Origin of the sequence: Amycolatopsis sp. PS_44_ISF1 (assembly GCF_032335455.1) — a bacterium.
Taxonomy (GTDB): domain Bacteria; phylum Actinomycetota; class Actinomycetes; order Mycobacteriales; family Pseudonocardiaceae; genus Amycolatopsis.
Map to the genome: position 1 here is coordinate 794,017 of NZ_JANUXO010000001.1, position 22,328 is coordinate 816,344.

The following is a 22,328-nucleotide window of genomic DNA, read 5'->3' on the forward strand; positions in this document are numbered from 1 at the left end:
CGCCGAGGCCGATCTCGGTGGGCCGCTCGCCCGCCGGCGGCTCGCACACCCCCGCGCCCCCGCTGCTCCGAGCGGGAATCAAGCCGCGGTGCGCGACTTCACGTGGGCTTTCAGGTCGAACGCGCTGGCCTTGAGATCCACATAGGACGGACGCTGCTCGGCCGTGAACAGCCGCCGGGCGGCGATGTGGTCGGCCGGCCGGTTCACCGACTCGACCGCGATCAGCACGCCCTCGCGGAAGGACAGCACCGAGAACTTGCCCTCGGCGACGTCCCCGGTGACCACGGTCTGGTCGGCGTCGGCCAAGATGCCGACGATCTGCAGCTTGGCCGCGGCCTGGTCGGTCCAGAACCACGGCAGGCTGTCGTACGGCGCGGAGCCGCCGGTGATCGAGGCGGCCACGCAACGAGCCTGGTCCACGGCGTTCTGCACGGACTCCAGCCGGGTCGCGGCGCCGGCCTGGACGCACGGGAAGTTGGCGCAGTCGCCGATCGCGAAGATCTTCGGGTCTTCGGTGCGCAGGTGCTCGTCCACGACCACGCCGTTGGTCACGGCCAGCCCGGCCGCCTCGGCCAGCCCGGTGTCCGGCACCACGCCCACGGCCACCACCACCAGGTCGGCGGGCAGCCGCCGGCCGTCGGACAGCTCCACCGACTCGACCCGGCCCCCGCCGTGCAGCGCGGTGACGCCGGTGCCGAGCAGCACGGTGTGCCCGGCGTCGCGGTGCAGCCGGGCGAAGAACTCCGAGATCTCGGGCGAGGCCACGCGGGCCAGCAGCCGGTCCTGCGCCTCGACCACCGTCACCGGCCGCCCGGCGTGCGAGGCGAACTCCAGCCCGATGAACCCGCCGCCGATGACCACCACGTTCCGGGCGCCCGCCAGCTCACCGCGCAGCCGGTCCGCGTCCGCGCGGGTGCGGAGCATGAGCACCCCGTCGAGGTCCGTGCCGGGCACGGGCAGCGTCCGGTTGCGCGCGCCGGTGGCCAGCACCAGGTGGTCGTAGGTGAGCCTGCCCCCGTCTTCGAGCACCACCTGCGCCGCGTCCCGGTCGAGCGAACCCACGCGGCCGGCCACGAGCTGGATGTCCTTCTCGGCGAAGAAGTCCTCCGGTCGCAGCCGCAGCGCCTCGTCGCCCGCCGTGCCCTTCAGGTACGCCTTCGACAGCGGCGGCCGCTGGTACGGCACCCCCGGCTCGTCCCCGACCAGGACCACCCGGCCGGCGAACCCCTTGTCACGCAAGGACGCCACGGCCTGGAAGCCACTCTGCCCGCCCCCGACCACCAGCACGGTCTCGGATCCGGTACCCACGGTGCTCATCGCTGCTCCTCCGCCAAGCGCAGGACCAGGCCGCCGGTCGCCGGTAGCGGACCCGACCGCCTGCCGGTGGCCTCTCGCGGGCTGGCCCTGCGGTCCACCTTCTCCCCTTCATCTGAGCACAACGGCCCAAGATCGTCGAGGCGCCCGGCGTCCGGAGCCGCCGTGAGGACGCCCACCGGCCGGTCGGCGGGATCTGCGTTGCCGTGACCCGGCCTACCGCCCGAGCACTTCGAGGGTGTGAAGCGCCATCTGCCGCTCGCCTTCGGCGTTGGGGTGCACCGGCGCGAGGCTGCCGACCGGGATGACCGGCTCGACCCAGCGGGTGCCGACCGGCCGGCAGGCGTCGTGGCCGCGGGCGATGCCCGAGAAGTCGACGAAGGTGGCGCCGGTCGCGTCGGCGGCTCGCTCGATCGCGTCGTCCAGCGTGGCCTGCAGGTCACGCAGGTAGGCCACGTCGCCGGACGCGATGGGCAGCACCGGGAAGCAACCGGGGCCGTCCGGCAGGATCCCGAGGTAGTCACCGATGGCGATCCGCGCGTTCGGGGCCTTCTCCTTCACCGTGGTGAGAGCGCTGACGAGGTTCGGGTAGGTCTTCGTCCGGACCGTGTCGGCGAAGGAGTCGCCGTAGGCCGCCTGGCACGGATTCCCCTGCCCGCCGGTGGAGATCGCCGCCGCCCCGCAGGAGAGGAGGGCCGAGCCGAAGGTGTTGTTGTCGTTCCCGCCGATGGTCATGGTGACCAGGCCGGTGGCCGGGGACAGCGCGTCGGCCTGGGCCGGCACCACGGGGGACTGCGAGCGGGTGAAGTCCTGGGTCGCGGCACCCCCGCAGGAGACGTCCCGGAGGTGGTAACCCCGGGTCTCGGCGATCACGTGGGCCCAGTTCCGCGCGGACTGCAGGCAGGTCAGGCTGATGCCGGGGGCCACCGGCAGGATCCCGGAGCCCGCGCTGTAGCTGTCGCCCAGGTTCACGTAGTTCAGCGGCGCGGCCGAGCCGGCCGTGGCCCCGGCGGTGAGCAGGGCGGCGGCCGCGGCCGCGACGGAGAGGAATCGGACAAGGCTGGACGGGCGCATCGGCGGTCCCCTTCGACGGGCCGGACTCGGGTCTCGAGCCATCATCGCCCACCCGGGCCGGGCCGAACAGGGCACAGCGCCCGGGACTCCGCCGCGCGCAGCACCAAGCCGGCTCTCGCGGCCGGCCCGGCATCAGCAGAACAGAAGGCCCAGCAGACACGGAGGGGGCGGCTTGGGGGTGGAGGAGTGCGCCGGAGGCGTCGGCCGCTGCGGCTCGGAGGAAGTCGTCGGCTCCGACGACGACGGGTGGCCCGCGGAAGTCGTGGGATCGCTGTGCCGCGACGGGGCCGAGTCGTGCGCCGACGGGCTGTCGGCCGGCGCGTCGCCCCGCGGGTTGAGCGGGTCGAGGACCGAGGTGACGTCGGAGGAGCGCGGTACGTCGGAGGTTTCGCCACTCGAAGACTGGTGGCCCTCGCCGCCACTGGTGCCGCCGATGGTGGGCGGGTTGCTCTCGCTGACCCCGCCCGCACCCCCGGTGCGGTCCGGCATCTCGATCACCTTCATCTCGGTGACGCGGGCGGCCTCGTCGTTCGCCGTCGTCCCGAAGCCCACGAGAACAGCCGCGGCGCCGCAGCCGACCACCACGGCGAGCATCACGGCGACCATGCGCCAGCGTGATCTCGACGGGGGCGGCACGCGCTCGCCCCAGCCTTCGCGCACCAGCAACTCGGCGACCGAAACCTCGTCGTTCACCAGCGGACCTTTCACCAGAGTGAGCCATTCTTACCGTAAACGGCCACCGAACGGGTGAAGACTGACAGAAATTCCTACACAGCGTGGGCCACCCTACCGGGTGAGAGTCACAGTGCTTTCACAGCTGCCGTTGGTCAGAATCCCAGTATGACCAGCCAGCCTGGACCCATGCTGCTGCGCGAGCCCCAGCCGGCCCCCGAGCCCCGGCGTTGGTCCTTCTGGTTCCAGTGGGTGCCCACCCCGCGCCGCACCCCGTTCACTTTCGGCTACCTGGTGGTCCTGCTCGGCACCACGCTCCTGCTGCGCTTCGCCGATCCGGTGCTGACCGAGAAGCTGCTGCTGCTCTCCAGCACCGACGCGCACAACCTGTGGCGCCGCCCGCTGGTCTCGCTGCTGAGCAGCGCGCTGTGGCTGGCCAACGGCGGCTGGCTCACCTACGCCGGCATCTTCGCCGTCTTCGTCGCACCGCTCGAACGCCGGTTCGGCGCGGCTCGCACGGCCATGGTGTTCTTCAGCGGTCACGTGCTGGCCACGCTCGTCACCGAACTGCCGGTGATGGCGCTGATCAGCGGCGGGTTCCTGCCGGCCTCGGCGGGCCGCTGGCTCGACATCGGCGTCAGCTACGGCTTCTTCACCACGGCGGGCGCGCTCGTGTTCCTGCTGCGCGGCCGGCTGCGGATCGCCGCGCTGGTGGCCCTGGAGCTGTTCATCACGTTCGTCTACGTCACCGAGGAACCGGGCAGCCTGGAGTCGATCGTGACCGTGCTCGGCCATCTCTGCGCGGCGCACTTCGGCCTGTTCTTCTGGGGCCACCGGTTTCGCCGGCGCCGCCCGTCCGCCCCGCCGCTCGTCCCGGACGTGGCCGGGCCCCCGCTGGCCGGGGTCGGCGCGCAATTGTGAGGTCGATTCACAAAATACGCCTGACCACGGAAAGTTCGTCTCATCTGTGGCGTGTACAGCGAGATCCCCGGGTGGTCTAATCGACTGGCCACACGCCGACACGGGGGGACCGGGACGTTCATGGAGGCCGACGCCGCGGACGAGCCGGCGGGTGAAACCGGAGCCACGACGCTGCGGGCGCGGCTGGCCGGGCTCGCCGCGGAAGGCGAGACCGGCGTGCTCTTCTCCTTCGACGCCACCGATTCCACCCTCACCTGGCTGCCCGGCCTCGACGCCCTGCTCGGCCTGCCCGGAGCCCCTGGCCAGCGCCTGTGCGAACAACTGCTCGCCCTGCTCCGCCCGCTGACCACGAATCTGCGCACCGTGCTGCCCGGCCGGGACTTCGAGCTGGAGCAGTCGCTGGAGACCGCCGGTGGGCCGCCGCGGCGGATCCGGCTGCGGACGCGCACCGTCGGCGAACGCTCCCGGACCACCGGCCTGCTGGGCGTGGTGTCCGCGGTGCCGGACGAGCCGGAGCCGGCCGATCGGTACCGCACGCTGGTGGAACTGAGCCCGGACGCGATCTGCGTGTACGAGGGCGGGCTGCTCCGGTACCTGAACCGCGCGGCGCTCGACCTGATCGGCGCGGCCTCGTCCGCGGAGGTCCTCGGCCGCCCGTACACCGACTTCCTCGCCGAAGGCTCGGCCGGGCGCCTGGCCGATGGCGCGCTGGCGCTCACCGAGCCGGGCGCTGGGACCGGGCCGGTGGAGGCCGTGCTGAAACGCGTCGACGGCAGCAAGCTCGCCGTCGAGACGGTCACCGTGCGGACCGGCGAGCGGGACGCGCCGTCGTACCAGGTGGTGGTCCGCGACGTGAGCGGCCGCCGGGCCGAGGCCGACGCGTTGCGCGCGCAGGCCGCGCTGGTGACCCACGTCAGCGACGCCATCATCACCACCACCGGCACCGGGCTCGTGACCAGCTGGAACCCGGCCGCCGAATCCGTGTACGGCTGGTCCGCGGCCGAGGCCACCGGGCGGGCCGCGGCCGAGCTGGTGGGCGCCGGGCTGGATCCCGAAGTGGTGCTGCGGGCGGGTGGGGTGGTCGAGCAAGCTCACCGAAACCGCACCGGATCCCCCCTTTCGATCCGGGTTTCCGCAGCCGAGATGAACGACGGCTACGTTCTCGTCTGTGCCGACGAGACCGCCCGCCGTCGGGCGGAGCAGCGCTACCGCACCGTGGTCGGCGCCCTCGACGAGGGCGTGATGGTGATGGGCCCGACCGGGCGGCTCGAATCGGCCAACCCGGCGGCCAGCCGGATCCTCGGCCTGCCCCCGGCCGAGCTGATCGGCGTGCCGAGCACCGCCCTCGTCCTGTTCGACGAGGACGGTACGCAGATCCCGGACCAGGAGCTGCCCTCCGTGCGCACCCGGCGCACCGGCCTCACCCAGAACGGCCGGGTCGCGCGCTGGCGCCGTCCCGACGGTCGCGACGTCTGGCTCTCGGTGACCTCCCGCCTGCTCGACCCGGAGGCCGCGGCGGGCGCGACGGCCGTGGTCTCCTTCACCGACATCACCGAGCGCCGATCGATCAGCGCGCGCCTCGCCTACGACGCCACCCACGACCCGTTGACCCGGCTGGCCAACCGGACGCTGGTGCTCGACCGGCTGGACCGGCGCGCCCCCGGCCGGCCCTCCACCGTGCTGTTCCTCGACCTGGACAAGTTCAAGGTCATCAACGACTCCCTCGGCCACTCGTTCGGCGACCAGGTGCTGCGGGTCATCGGCGAGCGGCTGAGCCGGGCCGCGGGCGCCGAGGACGTGGTGGGCCGCTTCGGCGGTGACGAGTTCGTGGTCGTCACGCGGGCGGCGACCGACGAGGGCGAGGCGCGGGCGCTGGCCGGGCACGTGCGCGCGGTGCTGGCCGAGCCGATCGAGGTGCGCGGCCGCCAGCTCCACCTCGGCGCGAGCATCGGCGTGGTCCTGGTCGGCCCGGACGACCAGCGCAGCGCCGAAGACCTGCTGCGCGACGCGGATGTCGCCATGTACCAAGCGAAATCCCTCGGCGGCGGCCGGTTCGAGCTGTTCGACGTCGCGCTGCGCGAGCGCATGCAGCGGCGGCTGCGGCTGGAGCAGGACCTGCGCGACGCCGTCCACAATGGACAACTGTGGCCCGCGTACCAGCCGGTGGTGGACCTGAAGACCGGCGAGGTGGTGGCGGTCGAGGCCCTGCTGCGCTGGACCCACCCGAAGCACGGCGAGATCTCCCCGGTGGAGTTCATCCCGCTCGCTGAGGAGAGCGAGCTGATCAACGTGGTCGGCAAGTTCGTGCTGCGGGGCGCCGCCCGGGACCTGGCGCGGCTGCGGGCCGAGCGCGGGCTCGACCTGAACCTGAAGGTCAACCTCTCCGTCCGCCAGCTCGACGACCCCGGGCTGGTGCCCGCGGTGCGCGACGTGCTCGCCACCACGGGCCTGCCGCCCGGCTCGTTGTGCCTGGAGATCACCGAAAGCGCGCTGATGCGGGACGAGGCCGCGGGCGCCGAAGTGCTCGCTTCCCTGCGCGGGCTCGGTGTCCTGCTGGCCATCGACGACTTCGGCACCGGCTACTCGTCGCTGGCCCAGCTGCGCCGGCTGACCCTGGACACGCTCAAGATCGACCGCTCGTTCATCACCGGCATCGCCGAATCCCGCGACGCGTCGGCGATCGTCACGAGCATCATCGCGATGGCGCACGCGGTGGACCTGACCGTGGTCGCCGAAGGCGTCGAGACCGTCGAGCAGCTGGCGCTGCTGCGTGAGCTGGACTGCGACCAGGCCCAGGGCTACCACCTGGGCCGTCCGGTTTCGGCCGCGGACCTGTTCGGCTGATCCGGCTCGCGGGACAGCGACCGTCCCGCAGCAGCATCGCCGGGCGGATCGGCCTGCTCCTGGCCCTCGCCCGCACCCTCCGGTCCGCCGGGGTCGAGGTCGTCCGACGGGCGCCCGATCCGGACTTTACGAACTTTTTTCCAGATTTGACCGGGGAACGACCTAACATCCGAAAGATGGAACCGATCTACGACCGCCGCGGCCGGATCTGCGCCTGGCTCGACGAAGACGCCTTGCGTGACCTCGGCGGCCGGGTCACGGGCTGGCTGCACTCGGGCAACGTCGTGAGCCGGGGCTCCGTGCACAAGGGCTGGTACCGCGCAGGCACCTTCCGCGACCACGCCGGCGCCGTCGTCGCGTGGACCGAGGCTTCGCACAGCGCACCCGCGAAGCCACCCCACGAGCCGATGCCGATCAACCCGGTAAAGGCCGTGCGCCCGACGAAGCCGGCCATGCCCCGCGGACCACTGAGACCGGTCGACGCCTCGACGTGGTCGGCGCTGACCTGGGCCGCCTATGTGAAATGAGCACGTTTCAGAACAGTCGTGGCCGTTCTCAGCGTCGCTGGCTTCGTCGCGAACGCGCGGTCCTGCTTGGGTAGGCGCCGATCAGTACGTGCTACCGCTTCCCGGCGTCCCCATCCCGCGAGCGGCCAAGCTCGGCCGAGGACAAGAAGCTGTTGATCGCCTTCCAGATGGAGTCGTGCGGCGCGTCGTGTTCCTCGAGGTTTCCCAGCGCGTCGAGCGCCTCGATGACCAGTCGCAGGCGGGCACGCTCGTCCGCGTGCGCCCGCCAGTAGCTCTGGGGTTTTTGAGGACTGCCTCGAACAGGTCACCGGGGTAGAAATCGCCCTCGGCCAGGGGGTTGCCTTCGAGCTTGGTGAGTGCCAACGGAGTAAGTACCTCGACACCTTCTTGCTGACCGAGCAGCAAGCGCAGATCCTCGACGTCCAGAGTGCCGATCGGCCTGCGACGAAGGGCGTGTGCAGTGGCGACGAGCCGTGTGGCGTCGGCCGGTGGATCGCCCCAGTAACTGTCTTCGATCTGCTCCAGAGACAACGATTCACGACGATGGGAGGCGGTCACAACCATGTTCGCCTGGGTGCCCTCAGACAGTGTCATCATGCGGTACCAAATCTTTGCATTTGCACGTACCCAAGACTCTCCTGAGCAAGCCACCCGGCGCCGGACCTCATGAGTGCCGGCTTCGTCGGGGGCCGATCGGACTTGTTCTCGGCCTCGAGCGCCCTCTCCCAGTTCTTGATCAGGGCCACCCGGTCGTGGGATGACTGCATACGCAGGTCCTTCAAGCGGAGTGTCACCGGGCAAACAAAAACCCCTGATCCGCGAGCACTTTCGCAGATCAGGGGGGTGAAAAGTGGCCAGGGCCGGGGTCGAACCGGCGACCTTCCGCTTTTCAGGCGGACGCTCGTACCAACTGAGCTACCTGGCCGCGAACGCCGGCCAAGAGCCGAACGATCTTGCGACCCTGACGGGACTCGAACCCGCGACCTTCGCCGTGACAGGGCGACGCGCTAACCAACTGCGCCACAGGGCCTTGCATACTTCTTGTCTTGCCTACTGCTGTACTGACGGTGAAGCGTACTCCCAACGGGATTCGAACCCGCGTTGCCGCCTTGAAAGGGCGGAGTCCTAGGCCACTGAACGATGGGAGCCCGGTTCGGTTTCGGCGAACCGACCGACCGCGCTCTCAGGTTCCCCCGGGAGCGATTACCAGCATAGGACACCCGGAATCGGCCGTGCACCGGGGGGTTCGTTAACCCCTGGCCAAGCCCGGGACCTGCGACGACGCCGGGCGGAAGCGTCGGACGGGACCCTCGGCCGGACACCACGCCGCTCGCCCCACCGGAGGCATCCAGGCCCGAAGCCCGGAGCCGGCACCGGGACCGACCCGAAAGAGGCGGCGTAGGTCGGCAAGGGTTCCGGTCGAGCGGGGTCAGTGCTGGACCGGGGCCTGGCCGCCTTCGTCCAGCGACAGGCCGAGCATGTCCAGCAACTGGGCGCAGTCCTCGACCCCGAGCGCCCCGTTGGCGACCGCGAGCCGGGCTCGGCGCACTTGGTCGTTGGACACGCGCTGGGTGTCGGTCGACCCGCGCTGCGCCGGCACTCCGCCGGGCAGTGTCGTGCTTCCCCCATCGGCACCTTCGTACCGAAGGAGGAACTGTCGAACTTCCACAGACCCGCTCATGGCTCCTCCGCCCGGTTCACAACAACTGGCCGCGAGGCTAACCAGCACCGGGCGGAACCCACAGCCCCCCGGAGAGTGAACCTGACGCCACTCTCCGCGCAACCCTGCGCAATCGCCGAACACATTCACGAGTTCGTGAATGTGAACCGAGCAACGGTTTTCTCGCACTTCCCCTCGCCGAAGTCCGGAACTCGTGCAACAATCGATGCGCTGACACACCCCCGGTCAGCGCCTGTGGAGATCCCCTCCGACCCCCGCGTTCCTCCCCCTGGCGCGGGGGTCTCTCCATTTCCACGGCTCTTTCGCCGGCTACCGGGTGATCCGCTGAGCGGCACAGCAAGTCAACCCCCTGTCACGGAATGGTGTTTACCTTCTGGGCTGTTCAGGTGATCGAATAGGCTTAACGAGCGAGAAAAATGTCTGTGTCGTGGCTCACAGTGGTTTGCTTGCCGAGACCTAACCGTTATCGTGTCGGGGTGCCTCTTCCCTCCCTCGGCCGCCTCGGCAGCCGTACGAACCTGAAGGCCGTCTCCCCCGGGCGGCACCGCAACGCCGTCAAGGTGTCCGACGGCGAAGTCGTCGAGGACAAGGAGCTCACCAGCTACCTCGCCGCACTGGCGCCCGACGCCGACGCCGACCCCGGCAGCACCGGGTCCGGCAAGCGCTTCGGCGAGGCGCAGGTGTTCCAGCTGCGCATGAACCTCATCGCCAGCCAGCAGCTCAAGGACATCGCGCACGAGCGGGACATCTCCCCGCAGGCGCTGGCCCAGGAATGGATCCTGGAGCGCCTCTCCTGGGAGGGCCAGGCCGCGTCCGCGCAGGACCGCCGCCACTCCGACGCGATGACCGACGAGTACCACTTCGCGGTCGAGTCCTTCGACGAACCCTTCGCCGGCCGCCGCTGACCGCGATCGTCTCCCGAGCCCCCGGCGAAGTACGCCGGGGGCTTTTCCTTGATCGGCAACGGAATCGTTGCGTCGGGCGCAACGCCACCGGACGCCCGGATGGCGGAATCGGCCCCCCGCACGATCCCGCACGGTTTGCCCGCAGCCTCCGCGGTTCGACGTCCACGCCGGACCGGTGCGACCGAACCCCGGCAGCGGCGCCGAAAGCCGGACACGAGAAAGGGCCCCGGCGATTCCCATCGCCGGGGCCCTTCACTCAGGCCTGAGAAAACGCGCGGGCCTGACTCAGATCGCGCGGACCTTCTGGGCCTGCGGGCCCTTCTGTCCCTGGCCGACCTCGAACTCCACTCGCTGGTTCTCTTCGAGGGTGCGGAAACCGCGGCCCTCGATCTCCGAGTAGTGTACGAACACGTCGCCTTCGCCGCCGTCCTGCGCGATGAAGCCGAAGCCCTTCTCCGCGTTGAACCACTTCACAGTGCCTTGCGCCACCGCTGTACTCCTCGTAACAGTTCCGCTTCGAATGCCGCCCGAGACGGCACCCGAGGCCGTCCCGGGCGGTTCCAACGAGTCGAGCGAAGAGCTGGTTGGGCCCCACGGCTCGCGTCAGAAGTTCCGCGAGTGTGAAGCCACGAACACGCAAAACGACGGCCTGCGAGCAGAGTACCGGGATCTGGCCAAATCTGAACCCCGTGATCGACCCCGGGAGTTCCCGGATCCGCACGTCACCGGAACGTCGTATCGCCGCCTACGGAGCGCTGTCAGTCCCCCCGGATACCTTGGACCCGATGGACCCATTCCGGTCAGCTCGATCACCGTGCGGAGCCGAAAGCGCCCTCAGGGTCGATTTTGCGGGCATATATGTGACCCTAGTCACTACACTTTCGATCAACGTTCGGACCTTGCGGTACGTCTGGCTTAGTGGGGAAACCAGGGGCGAACGGGGACGATTGTGACATTCGGAGACATGACGCGACGCCGGGCCGGCGTCGCGGTGCTGGGGCTGGTCGCGGCGCTGACGCTCGGGGCGTGCAGCAGCGATCCGACGGTGAGCGCGAGCGGGGCTTCGGGCGGCGGGCCCACCCAGGCGCCGCCGCCGTCGGCGAAACCGGCGGCGGTCACGACCTCCCCCGCGGCCGGGGCGAAGGACGTGGCGCCGGGCAGCCCGATCACGGTGACCGTCGCGGACGGCACGATCTCCTCGGTCACGCTGACCAACCCCGAGGGCAAGCAGGTGCAGGGCCAGCCCTCGGCGGACAAGAAGAGCTGGGCCACCACCGAGGAGCTCGGCTACGACAAGACCTACACCTGGGCCGGGCAGGCGGCCGGGGCCGACGGCCGGCCGATCCGGATCAGCGGCTCCTTCACCACCGTCAAACCGCGGCGGCAGATGGCGGGCAGCCTGAACGTCGGCGACGGGCAGACCTACGGCATCGCGATGCCGATCGCGCTGACCTTCCCGGGCCAGGTCACCGACAAGGCTTCGGTGGAGAAGGCACTGTCGGTGGAGACCACGCCGAAGACCGAGGGCTCCTGGGCCTGGCTCGACGGTGACACCTCCGTGCACTGGCGGCCGAAGGAGTACTTCAAGCCGAACACCACGGTGAAGGTCAACGCCAAGATCTACGGCATCGACCTGGGCGGCGGCACCTACGGGCGCCAGGACCTCTCGTCCAGCTTCACCATCGGGCGCTCGCAGATCGTCAAGGGCAACACCCAGGAGCACCGCATGCAGGTGATCCGCGACGGCCAGCAGGTCGAGGACTTCCCGGTGAGCTACGGCCTCGACTCCGACCCGGGCCGGGTCACCCACAGCGGCACCCACGTGGTCATGTCGAAGCACGCGACGTACTCGATGAACAACCCGAAGTACCACTACTCGGACGTCAACGTGCCCTGGGCGGTGCGGATCTCCAACAACGGCGAGTTCATCCACGGTCTGGCCGGCACGATCTCCCAGCAGGGCAAGCGGAACGTCTCGCACGGCTGCCTGAACCTCTCGCCGGCCAACGCGAAGATCTACTACGACAGCGTCCTGCCGGGCGACCCGGTGGAGATCAGCGGCAGCACCCAGCAACTGGGCCCGAAGGACGGCGACTACAACGACTGGACCTACGACTGGGCGGCCTGGAGCAAGCTCTCCGCCCTCGCGAGCTGAACCTCGGAGCAGGAAGGGACGGCCGGGAAGCCAGGTGCTTCCCGGCCGTTCGCGTTCGGTGGCGGAGACGGCCGGGAAATCCGATGCAACCCGCCGGCCCGGCGACCGCATGACTCGAGGAGAGCGGCGCTGCCGGACGGAAGCGGCGCCCGTAACCGAGGAGATGTCTTGCGTATTCGCTTCGCTTTGAGCCTGGGTGCCCTCTTGCTCGCCGGTGGCGCCGTCACCGGTGGGGCCCTCGCGTCCGCGACCCCATCCGCGTCCGCGACCCCGTCCGCAACCCCGCCCGGGTCCGCGACCCCGCAGCCGAGCGCCACGCCGTCCTCGGTGCCGGCGGACCCGGGCCAGACCACACCGAGCCAGACCACGCCGAGTCCGACGCCGACCGCCGCCCCGGGCCGGCCGCGGGCCGCGCGCGTGCCCACCGCCATCCCGGCCGGCCCGACCGGCGACCTGCGCCTCCCGGCGATCCGGGGCTGACCACCAGGTGACTTCGCGCTCCCGTCCGACGTCCGGGCCGGGCTCGCCGTGGGACGGCGAGTTCGCCCGGTACTTCGACGAGCGCGCGCACAGCCTGCGGGCCACCGCGCACCTGCTCTGCGGGGACTGGCACCGGGCCGAAGACCTCACCCAGGCCGCGCTGCTCAAGCTCTACCTGGCGTGGCCACGGCTGTCCCGGCACGACGCGCTGGACGCCTACGCCCGCAAGGTCGTGCTGCGCACCTTCCTCGCCGAGAACCGGCGGAGCCGCTGGAAGCGGGAGCGCCTGACCGGCGAACCACCCGAGGTCCCGGCCGTCGACGCCGCGACCGAACACGACCAGCTCGTGCGCCGGGCCCTCGGGGTGCTGGCACCGAGGCAACGCGCCGTGCTGGTGCTGCGGTACTTCGAAGACCTGTCCGTCGAGGAGACGGCGGCGGCGCTGGGCTGTAGCACCGGCACGGTGAAGAGCCAGGCTTCCCGGGGCCTGAGCACGCTGCGGCAACGGCTCGGCCCGCAGTTGTGCCCCTGGACGTTCGACGGCACGGGAGGGAGGTGAGGAGATGGATCCCGAAGACGACGTGCGCCTGCTGTTCTCCCAGGTCACGGACGGGCCACCGATGCGGCTGGCCGCTTCCGAGGTGATCGGGCGCGGCGGCCGCGTCCGGCGGCGGCGCAAGCGCTGGGCCGTCGCCGGCAGCTCCGCGGCGACCGCGGCCGTCCTGGTGCTGGCCGGACTCGCGGTCGGCCACCAGTCCGGGTCCCGGGCTCCCGTCGAGCCCGCCCGGCCGGGGCTGTCCACCGTCGTTCCCACCCCTTCGCCCACCTCGGCGCCGAGCGCGGTGCCCCCGGCCCAGTCCTCGTCCGACCCGGGCACGCCGCCCCACCGCCCGACCCCCACCGGCTCGCAGCGGGGCGCCCAGCCGAGCCGGTCCCCGCGCTCGGTGCCGAACCCGGGTGTCCCGGCTCCGCCGTCCGCCTCGATACCGCCGGACGCCTCTTCAAGCACCCGTCCCACCGCCACCAGTCGCTGATGATGTACCGCTGACCTGGCGAAACCCGCTCCTACCGGGTCTCGCCGCTTCTGGCCAGCCGTGTGACCGACATCACTCGAATTCGGTGGCTTCTCCCCGAAATATCCGGGCGGTGGGTGACGATGTACCGGGCGAGGGGCCGGTACGGCTCCCGAAACCCCTAGCTCGGCCGGCGCGGTCCACCGGCCCTGGAACCCGAGGAGGAAGCACTCATGGTGTTCGCCGCACTGATGCTCGAAACCGTAGTCGCCCTGGTGATCGCCGGTGGCCTGGCCGCTTGGTCGCGCAAGCGCTTCCTCACCCGGGCCGAGGTCGCCGAGGCCCGCTGAGGCGCGCGTCCCGCCGGGCCCTCGACCGAAGACTGCCCCCGTCCACTGTGGACGGGGGCAGTTTTCGTTCCGTGGAGGGAGGATCAGCGTGTCGCGCCGGCCAGGGTGCCGCCGGTGCCCGCGGTGTCGATCTCCTCGATCGGCACCTGCGAGGTCTCCGGGATCTTGATGATCGGGACGATCGCGATCAGCGCGGCGGCGATCAGGTAGTACGCCGGCCAGTCGTTGTTGCCCGTGCTCTTGATCAACGCCGTCACGACCACCCCGCAGGTGCCGCCGAACAGCGAGGTGGAGATGTTGTAGCCGATCGCGAACGAGCCGTAGCGCACCCGGGTCGGGAACATCGCCGGGAAGGTCGAGCCGATCACCGCGAGCATCAGCACCAGCAGCAGCGCGACGATCAGGAAGCCCACGACCAGCCACAGGATGCTGCCCGACTGCATCAGCTTGATCGACGGCCAGCTCAGCACGATGAACCCGATGGCCGCGGTGAGCAGCAGCGGTTTCCGCCCGATCCGGTCGGACAGCGCGCCCAGCGGCAGGATGATCGCCATCTGCACGACCTCCACCCCGATGATGATCAGCGTCGAGGTGTTGTCGTTGATCTTCAACGTGTCCGTGAAGTACGTCGGCATGGTGGTCAGCAGCATGTAGTCCGCGATGTTCAGCAGCAGCACGATGCCGATCAGGTTCATCACCATCCGCCAGTTGCGGGTGAAGATCTCCTTCAGCGGGGCCTTGACCGGCTTGTTCCCGGACGCCTCCAGCCGGCGGAACTCCGGCGTGTCCTCCAGCTTCGACCGCAGGTAGAGCCCGACCAGGCCGAGCGGCAGCGCGACGAAGAACGGGATCCGCCAGCCCCAGGACTCGACCTGGTCCGCGGACAGCGAAAGCGTCACCGCGAGCACCACGATGTTGCCCAGCACGTAGCCGGCCAGCGTGCCCAGCTCCAGGAAGCTACCGAAGAAGCCCCGGCGCTTGGTCGGCGCGTACTCGGCGATGAAGGTGGCCGCGCCGCCGTACTCGCCGCCGGTGGAGAAGCCCTGGATCAGCCTCAGCAGCAGGATGGCGATCGGCGCGCCGAGGCCGATGCTGTACGAGCCCGCGTACGTCGGCAGGCAGCCGACCAGGAAGGTGCAGCCCGACATCAGCAGGATGGTGATCGCCAGCACCTTCTGGCGGCCCAGCTTGTCCCCCAGCGGGCCGAAGAAGGCCCCGCCGAACGGCCGGACGATGAACCCGACCGCGACCAGCGCCAGCGATTTCAGCACCGCGTTCCCCTCGCCGGGGAAGAACACCGTGCCGATCGCGGTCGCGATGGCACCCGAGGTGAAGACGCCGTAGTCGTACCATTCGGTCGCGTTGCCCATCGCGGACGCGAGAACCGCCCGCCGGACCGTTCTCTCGTCGACGGGTGGTGTGTTCGCCGTTGCCCCGCTCATGCCCGCGAAGACCTCCTCGTGCCCGTCCGACCCATTCCGGTGGAACTCATCGGCCCAGTCTTGCCCCGGCGGGATGGCCCGGCAGGGCGAATCGGAAATTTTCTACCGTCCGGAATTTTCCGACTACTGTGCGCCGAAGGGAAGCGGCGCGGCCGTTCAGGGCGCGTGTCCGGGACTGCCCGCCGCGGGTTAACGTCAGGCCATGAGTCGTGTTTCCGCACCGTGGCCCCCGGTGGACGTCGAGCCGCCCGCCGTGCACCCGAAGGCCCCCGCCCCCGGCACCGCGCTCGGCATCCACTACGACGAGTGCTTCGGCTGCGGCGACGGGATCGACGCGGGCCTGCACCTGCGGTCGCGGATCGGCGAGTCACGGACGGTGTACTCGGAGTTCGTCGTCACCGCCGCGCACCAGGGCGCACCCGGGCTGGCCCACGGCGGGCTGCTGGCCTGCGCGTTCGACGAGGCCCTGGGCTCCGCGGTGGGCAACCTGCTCCGGCGCCCGGCCGTCACCGGCAAGCTCGAGACGGACTTCCGCCGCCCGGTGCCGGTCGGCTCGACGCTGTTCATCGAGGCCCGGCTGGACGGCACCGCGGGCCGCAAGATCTACGCCAGCGCGGACGGCCGCCTCGACGCGCCGGACGGGCCCGTCGCCGTCTCCGCGCGCGCCCTGTTCGTCGCCGTGCCCGTCGAGCACTTCAGCACCCACGGCGACCCGGCGGCCCTGAAGAAGCTCGCGGACGCGGCGAAGAAGACCGAGCGGGCCGCCGAGTGGGAGATCAACCCCTGACCTGCGCGTGAGCCCGACGGCTCAGGTGAGGGTGCGCGGGCGGATCGCGTTCGCGCGGTCCACCAGCTCGACGCGGTCCGCCGTGGACCCGGCCAGGCGGGCCAACGTGCGGTAACAGCGCTCCAGGCCGAAGCGCACGTCACGCTCCTCCAGCTCGCAGCCCAGCACCTTCGACGATCCCGACGAAGCCGGCCGGCCCGGCGCGCGAAGCCACTCGTACGCGGCTTCGAGCACCTCCGCGGTCAGGCGGGTGCGCCGTTCCGCGTCGAGGTTCAGCCGCTCCAGCCGGCTCGACGCGTCGACCAGGTCGGTCTCGGACACCCGGCCCGGCTCGGCACCGTTGCCCTGCACGCGGGACTTGATCTTGATCGCGGCGACCTGCGCGTCGACGTAGTGCGTGGACGTCGGGGGCACGGCCTCCAGCACCTCCACCGCACTCGCCCGGGCGCCCTGCGCCAGGTAGACGCGGGCGAGGCCGAAGGCCGCACTCACGTACGTCCGGTCCGTCCGCCACACCAGCTCGTAGAACCGCGCGGCGCCGAAGTAGTCGCCCACGCCTTCCGCGCTGACGGCCAGCGCCAGCTTCGGCGCGATCTCACCGGGCAGGTCGTCGTAGACGGAGTCGAACGCGACGTGCGCGACGCGCGGCCGTCCACCGGCCAGCTCGATCAGGCCGCGGTACCAGTCGATGCGCCAGTCGTGGGGGAAGCCGTGGCGGATGGCCAGGTACTGCGCGGCCTGCAACTGCCGCTGCGCCTCCACGAACTCGCCCAGCTCGATCCGCGCGCGCACGATCCGCAGCCGCACCTCGATGGACTCGCGCGGCGCGGTCGCCAGCGCCTCGATGGCCTCACGCGGGTCGAGCGCCGTGGTCGTGGCGAGCACCCCGGCGGCCGGGTCGTCCGTGTCGACCTGCGGGATCGGCAGACCGGCGACCACCTCGGCCGCGTCCGGCAGCGGCACGCTCGCACCGGTCTCCGGCACCACCAGGTGCACGCCGAAGGTCCGGCTCTCCGGCCCGAACACCGTGGACGCGGCCGGGCGCGGCTTGTTCGTGCCGAGCGCCATGATCTCGCGCAGCACCCCGGTCAGCTGGTCGGCCATGTCCTCGGCGGCGATGAAGCGGCGGTCCGGGTCCGCGTGCGTCGCGCGCTTGAGGAACCGGTAGTACGAGCCGAACAGCGCGAACAGCGGCACCGCGTCCGGGCCGGGGATCGAGGACTTGTACTTCGTGGTGTAGCCGGCGAATTCGAAGCTCAGCACCGCGAGCGTGCGGCCGACGGTGTAGAGGTCCGAGGAGATCGACGCACCCTGCTTGGCCAGTTCGGGCGCGCTGTAGCCGGTGGTGAAGAACAGCGGGCTCTCGTAGTCGTCGATGCGGCGGACGGCGCCGAGGTCGATCAGCTTGAGCTGCTCGTGGGTCTGGATCACGTTGTCGGGCTTGAGGTCGCAGTAGAGCAGGCCCTGGCCGTGCAGGTAGCCGAGCGCGGGCAGGATCTCCAGCCCGTACGCGATGACCTGGCCGATCGGCAGCGGGTCGGGGCGCTTGCTCTCCCGGTGGTGCTGCAGGGCGAGCTGCCGCAGCGACTGGCCGCCGACGTACTCCATCACGATGTAGCCGACCGAGTTGCCGGTCTGCCGGTCCGGGTGCTGCACGAAGTTGTGGATCTTGACGATGTTCGGGTGCTCGACCTCGGCCAGGAACCGCTGCTCGTTCGCCGCGGCGGCCATGGCCGTGGCGTCCCCGGTGTCGATCAGGCCCTTGAGCACGACCCAGCGGTCGCTCACGTTGTGGTCCTGGGCCAGGTAGATCCAGCCGAGGCCGCCGTAGGCGAGCGCGCCGAGCACCTCGTACTGGCCGCCGACCAGCTCGTTGGGCCGCAGCTTCGGCAGGAAGGAGAACGGCGTGCCGCACTTCTCGCAGGTGCCCTCGGGCGCGGCGGGCTGATCGCCGGTGGCCCGGCCGACCTTGGCCCCGCAGTTGCTGCAGTACCGCTTCTCCTCCGAGACGACCGGATCCGGGAGCACCGCCGTCGACGGGTCCCGGTAGGGCACGGGCGGGACGTCGATGAGCCCGGCGCCGAGCCGCCCCCGCCGCGACCGGCGGGACCCGCGGGTCCCGGTGCGCCGCGAGGTGCCGGGGAACGAGCCGGTGCCCCCGGTGCTGCCGCTGCCGGTGCCCGTCCCGGTGCCGACGCTGCGCGACCCGGTGCCGTGCCCCTCGCTGTCCTGCTGCGGGAGGACGCTGTCGGTCCCGGGGTTCGGCAACGACTCCCCGTCCCCGGGCGCGACCCGCGGCGCCGGCGGCATGATGCTCTGCGTCGCGGGCGCCGGATTGGCCAGCACGCTGGTCGGCATCGGCGCCGCCGGATCCACCGCCGCCACCGGCTGCTGCGACTGCGGCAGGATCACCGGGGACAGGTCGCCCGGCGGCCGCGTCGGGTCTTCCGCCCCGGCCACGGCCGGGCCCCGCTGCTGAGCGGGGCGGTGGGGCTGGGCGGGCTCGGACGGGCTCGGCTGGTTCTGACTCGGCTGGTTCTGCTGGCCGGACTGGCCTTGGCCGGGCTGGTTCTGTTTCTGGTTTGGCTGGTTCTGCTGGCCGGATTGGTTCTGGCTCGGCTGTCCGGACTGGTTCTGGCCGGGCTGGCTGAGGTGACCGGGCTGAGCGGGTTGACCGGACGGGCCGGACTGGCTCGGCTGGCTCCCGGACAGCGGTCGGCTCGGCGAGGCGCCCTGACCCGCCGACCCGGACTGGCCCAGTTCGATCGCCGGTGGCTGGGCCGGTCCACGACCGGTGCCGGGCGACTGGCCCGCGGCGGGACCCTGGTTCGGGCGGGCGTTCTGGCCTGGGCCCGGCCCGCCCTGACCCGGCGTGTGCTGGCCGGGTGCGCCTTGGCCCGGCGGCCGCTGCCGTCCGGTCCGGGTCTGCGGCGGGTGGCCCTGCGACTGGGACGGCGGCGACTGCGGATGCGCCGGGTACGGCTGGCTCTGCGAGGACGACTGCTGAGCGAACGACGGCCCCGGCTGCGGAGACCGGCTCCAGGGCGCCTGCCCCGGCTGCCACTGCACCGCCCCGCCCGGCTGCGGCCGGCCTTGACCCCCCTGCGACCCGGCGCCACCCTGCGGCTGACCCGGCCCGCCCGGCTGGCCCTGTGTTCCCGGCTGGCTCTGTGTCCCCGGCTGAATCTGTGTTCCCGGCTGGCCCGGCCCACCCTGCGGCGGCTGGCCCGGCCCGCCCGACGGCGCCGGAGCCTGCGACTGGCCCGGCACCGGCTGGCCCTGTGGCGGCGGCCCGCCCTGCGGCCCCGGTCCGGAACCACCCGGTCCGGAACCACCCGGTCCGGAACCACCCGGTCCGGAACCACCCGGTCCGGAACCACCGGGGACAGAACCACCCGGTCCGGCGGCCCCGGACTGGCCCTGGCCACCCGTTCCGGCGCCGCCCGGCCGCTGGACCACTCCGTGGAACAGCGTCGGTGAGTCCGGGAACGACGGATCCGGGCCCTGCGGGCGCCTCGAGGCAGACGGTTCCGGGGTGGCCCAGTGCACCGGGGGCGGCGGCGTCCAGGAGGGCGGCTGCGCGGGCGAAGCCGGTGATGCCGACGATGACGGTTCGGCGTCCCCGCTCTCGTCCGGCGCGGCGTGCCGAGGACGGCGCGGCTCCTCCGACACAACTACCTCCCGAGATCCCCCGCGGCAAAGTCCGTCGGTGATCCTAGTCTGGTGGGCCGCCTCGAGGCGGTCACACCGCCATTACCGGTACTGCGGCGAAGGGGGCTGCGCGGGGCCCAAGCGGCTGCCGACCCAGTTCTGGTAGCTCGCCGCCCAGGCGCCGCTGCTGCGGACCTGATCCAGCACGCCGTTGACGAACCGGACCATGTCCTCCTGGTCCTTGGGCACGCCGATGCCGTAGTTCTCCTGCGTCAGCGGGTCCCCGACGACCTTCACCGTCGGGTCCTGGGCGGCCATGCCGGCCAGGATGGTGTCGTCGGTCGAGACCGCCGCGACCTGGCCCTGCTGGAGCATGACCAGGCAGTCCGACCAGTTGTCCACCGAGACGGCCACCGGTTTGGCCGGGTCGGTCGCGATCTTCGTCAGCGACGTCGACTTCTTGGTCGCGCACACCTTCTTGCCCGAGAAATCGGCCAGTGAGGTGGCGTTCGAGGTCTTGGGCACCAGGATCTTCTGCCCGGCCACGTAGTACACCGAGGAGAACTGCACCTGCTTCCTGCGGTCGCAGGTGATGCTGTACGTCCGGACCACCACGTCCACCTGGTGGTCCACCAGCACCTGCTCGCGCTGCAACGAAGGGATCGCGCGGAACTGCACGTGCCCCTCGGCCTGACCGAAGATCGCGGCCGCGATCTGGTTGACCATGTCGATGTCGAAGCCCTCGAGGTTGCCCGACTTGGGGTTGCGGAAGCCGAACAGGTAGGTGGTCTGGTCCACACCGGCGATGAGCTTCCCGCGGCCCCGGATCGCCGCCATCGTCGTGCCGGTGCCGATGGTCGTGCCCGAAGTCGGGGCGAGGCTCTTCAACGGGTCGCAGCTGGTGTCGGTGTCGCCGCCGGCGCTGTCGTCGGGGCCGCCGACGTTCGCGGGCTGCGGCCAGGCCGCGTCACTCACCGGAGCCAGGTCCACCGGCGTCGCCGGGCTCCCGCAGGCCGTGGCCAGCACCGCCACCGCCGCCAGCACGGCCGTCCGGACGAAGTGACGCGACCTCATCACCGGTACTCCCTCAGTCTCTCCCTGACCCCGACGGTCACGCCCGCCGCGGCGAGCACCGCGAGGATGCCGACCCCGGGCGCGAGCGCGGTCAGCGCGCGGCCACCGCCCTGGGTGTCGTCGAGGAACTCCTGCCGGCAGACGTTGATCGCGTCCTGCAGGTTGGCGTCGAGACGCTGGAAAGCCGCGGCCGCGCTGTCCTTGCTCTGGCTGGTGGCGAAGTCGACGGCTTCCTGGTACTGCCCGTTGTCGTCGAGCTTGCGCACCTGGAGGTGGGCCCTCGACCAGTCCCGCGCGGCCTGCTCGGCCGCCTCGATCTTCTGCTGTCCCGGCGTGCCGACGGCGAGGCTGCGCGCCTTGCCGAGCAGCCCGCTCTTGCCGTCCTGGCCCACGAGCTGGTCGGCGAGCTTGATGAACTGCTGCTCGTAGGCCGAACCGTCGCCGCGCGCGACGAGCGTGAGGGTTTCGTCGGCCCGCGCCTGCAGCGCGGCGATGCGGGCCCGCACCAGCACGTCCACCTGGGAGGTGCCGTCGGTCTGCCCGCTCGCGACGAGCGTGCCCTGGATCACCAGCGCGACCGCGCCCCACAGCAGCGTCAGCACCACGGCCCCGGTCGCCACCAGCAGGCCGATGTTGATCACGCGGTTGGTACGCCGGGTCAGGTAGACCTGCGTGAAGACCAGCGCCGCGATCAGCACCAGGATCAGCGCCACGGCGGCCCACGGGAAGCTGGTGCTGTTGTCCTGCTCTTCGGCGAGCTTGGTGGTGTCGGCCGTGTAGAGCGCCTGCGCGGCCGGGAGGATCGTCGTGCGCATCAGCTGCGAAGCCTCGCGCAGGTACGAAGCGCCCGCGGGATAGCCGAGCCGGTTGTTCACGCGCGCGGTTTCGACGATCCCGGTGTAGACGGGGATCTTCTGGTTCAGCGTGTCGACCTGCTTCGCCGCGTCGCCCACGTCGGCGGTGTCCGAAGCCGCCTTGGACAGGGCCGAACCGGCCTCCGCGATGTCCTGCTCGTACTTCTTGCGCAGGGCGGGCGGCTCGGTGCCGACCGAGAGGAACGCGCTCGCCGCCGTCGCGTCCGCGTCCGAGAGCGAGCGGAACACCTGCTGCGACGCCACGGCCAGTGGCTCGCGGTGGTCGATCAGCCCGCTGATGGTGTCGTCCTTGTTCTGCGCGGACAGCGTGGCGACCAGGCCGGCCACCAGCGAGAGCAGCACCAGGCCCACGGCGATCACGGACAGCCGGCCGGGGGTGGTCGCGGCCGACTCCCGCACCGCGCGCACCGCCTGGCCCGGCAGCTCCAGCAGGCCGGCGACGCCGCTGCGGCCCTCCGGTTCGTCCGGTGAGGGAGTCCCCGCCCCCGGCGAACCCGCTGCCGCGTCCGGCCGCGCCACAGTGCTGGTCATCCCCGTTCCTCCCCGTACGCCACCCGGTGAAG

Annotated in this window: 19 protein-coding genes and 3 tRNA genes; 9 read left to right on the top strand and 13 right to left on the bottom strand. The window is 71.3% G+C overall.

The window, feature by feature from the left end:
• Nucleotides 1-78: 78 nt before the first annotated feature.
• From NYF13_RS03495 to NYF13_RS03505, 3 genes are all read right to left on the bottom strand, one after another.
• The gene (locus tag NYF13_RS03495) at nucleotides 79-1,317 is read right to left on the bottom strand and encodes an FAD-dependent oxidoreductase (protein ID WP_315654083.1); all 1,239 of its coding nucleotides are present in this window, start codon (nucleotides 1,315-1,317) and stop codon (nucleotides 79-81) included.
• A 213-nt stretch (nucleotides 1,318-1,530) separates the two neighbouring features.
• Nucleotides 1,531-2,388, bottom strand: a complete 858-nt coding sequence (locus NYF13_RS03500) for an SGNH/GDSL hydrolase family protein (RefSeq protein WP_315654084.1) — start codon at nucleotides 2,386-2,388, stop codon at nucleotides 1,531-1,533.
• A 132-nt stretch (nucleotides 2,389-2,520) separates the two neighbouring features.
• Nucleotides 2,521-3,081: a hypothetical protein gene (locus NYF13_RS03505; RefSeq protein ID WP_315654085.1), complete on the bottom strand. Its 561-nt coding sequence runs from the start codon at nucleotides 3,079-3,081 to the stop codon at nucleotides 2,521-2,523.
• Between the two features lie 147 nt (nucleotides 3,082-3,228).
• Here NYF13_RS03505 and NYF13_RS03510 point away from each other — a divergent pair, with 147 nt between their 5' ends.
• The 3 genes from NYF13_RS03510 to NYF13_RS03520 all read left to right on the top strand — a co-directional run bounded on the left by NYF13_RS03510 (nucleotide 3,229) and on the right by NYF13_RS03520 (nucleotide 7,352).
• Entirely contained in the window at nucleotides 3,229-3,981 is a 753-nt protein-coding gene (locus NYF13_RS03510) for a rhomboid-like protein (RefSeq protein WP_315654087.1), read from the top strand.
• 120 nt (nucleotides 3,982-4,101) lie between these two features.
• Nucleotides 4,102-6,825: an EAL domain-containing protein gene (locus NYF13_RS03515; RefSeq protein WP_315654088.1), complete on the top strand. Its 2,724-nt coding sequence runs from the start codon at nucleotides 4,102-4,104 to the stop codon at nucleotides 6,823-6,825.
• A 176-nt stretch (nucleotides 6,826-7,001) separates the two neighbouring features.
• Nucleotides 7,002-7,352: a 4-fold beta flower protein gene (locus NYF13_RS03520; RefSeq protein WP_315654089.1), complete on the top strand. Its 351-nt coding sequence runs from the start codon at nucleotides 7,002-7,004 to the stop codon at nucleotides 7,350-7,352.
• Nucleotides 7,353-7,433: 81 nt separating this feature from the next.
• Here NYF13_RS03520 and NYF13_RS03525 read toward each other — a convergent pair whose 3' ends face one another.
• The 5 genes from NYF13_RS03525 to NYF13_RS03545 form a co-directional block, all read right to left on the bottom strand.
• Nucleotides 7,434-7,949, bottom strand: a complete 516-nt coding sequence (locus tag NYF13_RS03525; protein ID WP_315654090.1) for a contact-dependent growth inhibition system immunity protein — start codon at nucleotides 7,947-7,949, stop codon at nucleotides 7,434-7,436.
• Nucleotides 7,950-8,203: 254 nt separating this feature from the next.
• Nucleotides 8,204-8,277, bottom strand: a tRNA-Phe gene (locus NYF13_RS03530).
• A gap of 31 nt (nucleotides 8,278-8,308) precedes the next feature.
• A tRNA-Asp gene (locus NYF13_RS03535) sits at nucleotides 8,309-8,382 on the bottom strand.
• A 45-nt stretch (nucleotides 8,383-8,427) separates the two neighbouring features.
• Nucleotides 8,428-8,500 (bottom strand) — tRNA-Glu (locus NYF13_RS03540).
• Between the two features lie 281 nt (nucleotides 8,501-8,781).
• The gene (locus NYF13_RS03545; RefSeq protein ID WP_315654091.1) at nucleotides 8,782-9,033 is read right to left on the bottom strand and encodes a hypothetical protein; all 252 of its coding nucleotides are present in this window, start codon (nucleotides 9,031-9,033) and stop codon (nucleotides 8,782-8,784) included.
• A gap of 476 nt (nucleotides 9,034-9,509) precedes the next feature.
• Here NYF13_RS03545 and NYF13_RS03550 point away from each other — a divergent pair, with 476 nt between their 5' ends.
• Nucleotides 9,510-9,938, top strand: coding sequence for a hypothetical protein (locus tag NYF13_RS03550; RefSeq protein WP_315654093.1), 429 nt, complete (start codon nucleotides 9,510-9,512; stop codon nucleotides 9,936-9,938).
• Nucleotides 9,939-10,223: 285 nt separating this feature from the next.
• Here NYF13_RS03550 and NYF13_RS03555 read toward each other — a convergent pair whose 3' ends face one another.
• A complete protein-coding gene (locus NYF13_RS03555) occupies nucleotides 10,224-10,427 on the bottom strand; it encodes a cold-shock protein (protein WP_003097368.1) in 204 nt (67 codons plus the stop codon).
• 475 nt (nucleotides 10,428-10,902) lie between these two features.
• Here NYF13_RS03555 and NYF13_RS03560 point away from each other — a divergent pair, with 475 nt between their 5' ends.
• The 4 genes from NYF13_RS03560 (at nucleotide 10,903) to NYF13_RS03575 (ending at nucleotide 13,607) form a co-directional block, all read left to right on the top strand.
• Nucleotides 10,903-12,093, top strand: coding sequence for an Ig-like domain-containing protein (locus tag NYF13_RS03560; protein ID WP_315654110.1), 1,191 nt, complete (start codon nucleotides 10,903-10,905; stop codon nucleotides 12,091-12,093).
• Nucleotides 12,094-12,261: 168 nt separating this feature from the next.
• On the top strand, nucleotides 12,262-12,573 hold the full coding sequence (locus NYF13_RS03565) for a hypothetical protein (protein WP_315654112.1): 312 nt from the start codon (nucleotides 12,262-12,264) through the stop codon (nucleotides 12,571-12,573).
• 7 nt (nucleotides 12,574-12,580) lie between these two features.
• The gene (locus tag NYF13_RS03570) at nucleotides 12,581-13,132 is read left to right on the top strand and encodes a SigE family RNA polymerase sigma factor (RefSeq protein ID WP_315654114.1); all 552 of its coding nucleotides are present in this window, start codon (nucleotides 12,581-12,583) and stop codon (nucleotides 13,130-13,132) included.
• A 4-nt stretch (nucleotides 13,133-13,136) separates the two neighbouring features.
• The gene (locus NYF13_RS03575; protein ID WP_315654116.1) at nucleotides 13,137-13,607 is read left to right on the top strand and encodes a hypothetical protein; all 471 of its coding nucleotides are present in this window, start codon (nucleotides 13,137-13,139) and stop codon (nucleotides 13,605-13,607) included.
• A gap of 412 nt (nucleotides 13,608-14,019) precedes the next feature.
• Here NYF13_RS03575 and NYF13_RS03580 read toward each other — a convergent pair whose 3' ends face one another.
• Nucleotides 14,020-15,378 carry an MFS transporter gene (locus NYF13_RS03580; RefSeq protein ID WP_315654118.1) on the bottom strand — a complete coding sequence of 453 codons (1,359 nt, stop codon included), beginning with the start codon at nucleotides 15,376-15,378 and terminating at the stop codon, nucleotides 14,020-14,022.
• A 202-nt stretch (nucleotides 15,379-15,580) separates the two neighbouring features.
• Between NYF13_RS03580 and NYF13_RS03585 the strand changes: the two genes are divergently transcribed.
• On the top strand, nucleotides 15,581-16,165 hold the full coding sequence (locus NYF13_RS03585) for a PaaI family thioesterase (protein WP_315654120.1): 585 nt from the start codon (nucleotides 15,581-15,583) through the stop codon (nucleotides 16,163-16,165).
• 21 nt (nucleotides 16,166-16,186) lie between these two features.
• On the opposite strand, the gene NYF13_RS03590 is transcribed toward NYF13_RS03585, so the two are convergent.
• The 3 genes from NYF13_RS03590 to NYF13_RS03600 all read right to left on the bottom strand — a co-directional run bounded on the left by NYF13_RS03590 (nucleotide 16,187) and on the right by NYF13_RS03600 (nucleotide 22,296).
• A complete protein-coding gene (locus NYF13_RS03590) occupies nucleotides 16,187-18,523 on the bottom strand; it encodes a tetratricopeptide repeat protein (RefSeq protein ID WP_315657185.1) in 2,337 nt (778 codons plus the stop codon).
• Nucleotides 18,524-19,918: 1,395 nt separating this feature from the next.
• Nucleotides 19,919-20,890 (bottom strand): glutamate ABC transporter substrate-binding protein, encoded by a 972-nt coding sequence (locus tag NYF13_RS03595; protein WP_315654122.1) that lies wholly within the window; start codon nucleotides 20,888-20,890, stop codon nucleotides 19,919-19,921.
• Nucleotides 20,890-22,296: a hypothetical protein gene (locus NYF13_RS03600; RefSeq protein ID WP_315654123.1), complete on the bottom strand. Its 1,407-nt coding sequence runs from the start codon at nucleotides 22,294-22,296 to the stop codon at nucleotides 20,890-20,892. The genes NYF13_RS03595 and NYF13_RS03600 overlap by 1 nt, the downstream gene beginning before the upstream one ends.
• Nucleotides 22,297-22,328: the final 32 nt, after the last annotated feature.

Bases quoted from the DNA above. Each gene is read 5' to 3' on its own strand.
- NYF13_RS03495 (WP_315654083.1), bottom strand. From the start codon at position 1,317: ATGAGCACCGTGGGTACCGGATCCGAGACCGTGCTGGTGGTCGGGGGC.
- NYF13_RS03500 (WP_315654084.1), bottom strand. From the start codon at position 2,388: ATGCGCCCGTCCAGCCTTGTCCGATTCCTCTCCGTCGCGGCCGCGGCC.
- NYF13_RS03510 (WP_315654087.1), top strand. From the start codon at position 3,229: ATGACCAGCCAGCCTGGACCCATGCTGCTGCGCGAGCCCCAGCCGGCC.
- NYF13_RS03515 (WP_315654088.1), top strand. From the start codon at position 4,102: ATGGAGGCCGACGCCGCGGACGAGCCGGCGGGTGAAACCGGAGCCACG.
- NYF13_RS03520 (WP_315654089.1), top strand. From the start codon at position 7,002: ATGGAACCGATCTACGACCGCCGCGGCCGGATCTGCGCCTGGCTCGAC.
- NYF13_RS03525 (WP_315654090.1), bottom strand. From the start codon at position 7,949: ATGATGACACTGTCTGAGGGCACCCAGGCGAACATGGTTGTGACCGCC.
- NYF13_RS03545 (WP_315654091.1), bottom strand. From the start codon at position 9,033: ATGAGCGGGTCTGTGGAAGTTCGACAGTTCCTCCTTCGGTACGAAGGT.
- NYF13_RS03560 (WP_315654110.1), top strand. From the start codon at position 10,903: ATGACGCGACGCCGGGCCGGCGTCGCGGTGCTGGGGCTGGTCGCGGCG.
- NYF13_RS03575 (WP_315654116.1), top strand. From the start codon at position 13,137: ATGGATCCCGAAGACGACGTGCGCCTGCTGTTCTCCCAGGTCACGGAC.
- NYF13_RS03580 (WP_315654118.1), bottom strand. From the start codon at position 15,378: ATGAGCGGGGCAACGGCGAACACACCACCCGTCGACGAGAGAACGGTC.
- NYF13_RS03585 (WP_315654120.1), top strand. From the start codon at position 15,581: ATGAGTCGTGTTTCCGCACCGTGGCCCCCGGTGGACGTCGAGCCGCCC.
- NYF13_RS03590 (WP_315657185.1), bottom strand. From the start codon at position 18,523: ATGCCGACCAGCGTGCTGGCCAATCCGGCGCCCGCGACGCAGAGCATC.
- NYF13_RS03595 (WP_315654122.1), bottom strand. From the start codon at position 20,890: ATGAGGTCGCGTCACTTCGTCCGGACGGCCGTGCTGGCGGCGGTGGCG.
- NYF13_RS03600 (WP_315654123.1), bottom strand. From the start codon at position 22,296: ATGACCAGCACTGTGGCGCGGCCGGACGCGGCAGCGGGTTCGCCGGGG.